Raw genomic sequence first — 1,375 nt, forward strand, 5'->3', positions numbered from 1 at the left:
AAGCCTCCTGGCGCAGCCGGTCGTCGGGCGAGCCGATGTTGAAGAAGAGCACCCGGCGCTGCTCGGCCAGCCGGCTCAGGGCCTCGGCTTGGCCCCCGAGCCCCCCCACCAGCGCATAGACCTCCTCACTTCCCAGCAGCCGCTCGGCCTCCCGCACGGCTGCTTGGGGATCTGCAGCGGTGCGCAGGAGCACCTCCAGGCGCTGCCCCACCAGGCTGGCGTTGAAGCCGTACTCGTCCCGCCCCATCTCGAGGCCCATCCGCGCGGCTTCTACCACCGCCCTTTCCAGGCTGGACCTCGGCTGGGAGGGAAGGACCACGCCCAGGCGCAGGGCTTCCTCCTTGGGTTGGGCCAGGGCCCGCAGGGTACCCAGGGCCAGGGCGCTGCCGCCAAAGGCCAGAACCTGGCGGCGGGTCAATGGGTGCTTCGGCATCATTTTCAGCGTTACACCTCCTCAGCGCCGGCAGCTCGAGCCCTGAGCCAGATCTCCCAGTTGGTCGAGCAGGGGCGTGGGGTCGGCCCCGGGGGGGATCTCCGGGACCTGGCCCGCCAGGCTTGCCAGGCCAACCTTGTGGGATAGGTCGATGCCCAGAGGAGCTTCGGGGTCGGGCTTCACCAGGTAGAGCGGCTGCCTGAGCTGGTGGTCCCAGGGGCGGAAGGAGAGGGGTATCCCTTTGTAGAGGTCAAAGGAGGTTTTGGGGTCTTCCAGGTAGGCCATGAGCCCAGCAATTCCGGTTCCTCCGCTGGAGAAGGCCGCCTCGAGGAGTACCTTGACCGAGGCATACGCCGCCCAGGCCGAAGGGTCCGTGGGTTCGCCCCAGCGCGAGGTGAAGCGGGCGTTGAGTTCACCGGCTCCCCCGCTTTGCAAAGCCGTCTCCCACAAAGCTGCCCGGTAGCCAGTGCCTGCCTGGGGGGCCGTCAGTCGCAGGGCGATAAGGAAGTTGCGGGTCTGGGTGATGGGGTCGGGGAAGGCGACGATCTGAGCCTGGGGGCTCTCGAGTTCGTACTGACCCAGAAAAGCCAGCTGGTCCTGGGCGTCCAGCAGTAACAGGACTCCCTCTGGACTTGCCCTACGGATCTCCTGGATGACGGCTGTATAGTCTGCCTGCCCCAAGCGCACCGCTACCCTGCCCACTTCGCCGCTTCCAGGTTGCCGTTGGAGGGCCTCGAGCGCCCGTCGGTAGAGGGCTTTCCCCTCGTCGGAGTCCGGGTACACCACGAACCAGCGGCGCAGGCCCGCACGGGCGAGCCAGGCGGCCAGGGCGTCGAGGTACATGGCGGCGCTGGCTTCGATGTGGAAGGTGTAGCGGCTGCAAGCCTCCTGGCGCAGCCGGTCGTCGGGCGAGCCGATGTTGAAGAAGAGCACCCGGCGCTG

2 protein-coding genes are annotated in these 1,375 nt (G+C 67.9%); both read right to left on the reverse strand.

The genetic code is table 11. From position 1 onward, the window contains the following. On the reverse strand, nt 1-436 hold a 436-nt coding region (locus B047_RS16415; protein WP_169336590.1), incomplete at its 3' end, for an ABC transporter substrate-binding protein. An 18-nt stretch (nt 437-454) separates the two neighbouring features. Then, nucleotides 455-1,375, reverse strand: a 921-nt coding sequence (locus B047_RS0106490; RefSeq protein WP_018466143.1) for an ABC transporter substrate-binding protein, incomplete at its 5' end; no start/stop codon positions are given.

The sequence above is a fragment of the Calidithermus timidus DSM 17022 genome, from assembly GCF_000373205.1.
GTDB classification, from domain to species: domain Bacteria; phylum Deinococcota; class Deinococci; order Deinococcales; family Thermaceae; genus Calidithermus; species Calidithermus timidus.